The organism is Pseudomonas sp. EL_65y_Pfl1_R83, assembly GCF_963970695.1.
Classification (GTDB): Bacteria; Pseudomonadota; Gammaproteobacteria; order Pseudomonadales; family Pseudomonadaceae; genus Aquipseudomonas; species Aquipseudomonas tritici.
Genome location: NZ_CAXAQI010000208.1, coordinates 1 through 543, shown reverse-complemented (window position 1 = coordinate 543; position 543 = coordinate 1). Strand labels below are relative to the sequence as shown.

2 protein-coding genes are annotated in these 543 nt (G+C 66.1%); both read left to right on the top strand.

Annotated features, from left to right (window positions below):
• On the top strand, window positions 1–400 hold a 400-nt coding region (locus tag AACY08_RS28450), incomplete at its 5' end, for an SUMF1/EgtB/PvdO family nonheme iron enzyme (protein ID WP_339472431.1).
• A 1-nt stretch (window position 401) separates the two neighbouring features.
• Window positions 402–543 (top strand): L-histidine N(alpha)-methyltransferase (locus tag AACY08_RS28445; protein WP_339472432.1); only part of this gene is annotated, 142 nt, incomplete at its 3' end.

Sequence of the window (543 nt, the reverse complement as noted above, 5' to 3'; positions counted from 1 at the left end):
GCATGTCAGCTTCTACGAAGCCGACGCTTATGCCAGCTGGGCGGGCGCGCGCTTGCCGACCGAGGCCGAATGGGAAGCCGCGGCTGCGTCGCATGATCTCGCGGGTGGCAACCAGATGGACATGGCCGGCCCGGTCGAGCCGCGCCCGGCGACGGGTGGGCCTGCTTTCTTCGGGGATGTGTGGGAATGGACCGGCAGCGCGTTCCGGCCCTATCCCGGCTTTCGCGCGGTCGAAGGCGCGGTTGGCGAATATAACGGCAAGTTCATGAGCGGGCAGTGTGTGCTGCGCGGGGGATCGTGCGCGACACCGCGCGGCCATATGCGGGCAAGCTACCGCAATTTCTTTTATCCGCACCAGCGCTGGCAATTCACCGGCGTTCGGCTGGCGAAGGATCTTTGAGATGTTGAAGCCCGAAATCGAGGATGGCCAGGTCACGCTCGCCGATCCGGCGTTTCGCCACGACGTGCTGCGCGGCTTTGCCAGCCGCCCGCGCGCGATTCCGGCGCGCTGGTTCTATGACCGGCGCGGATCGGAATTGTTCG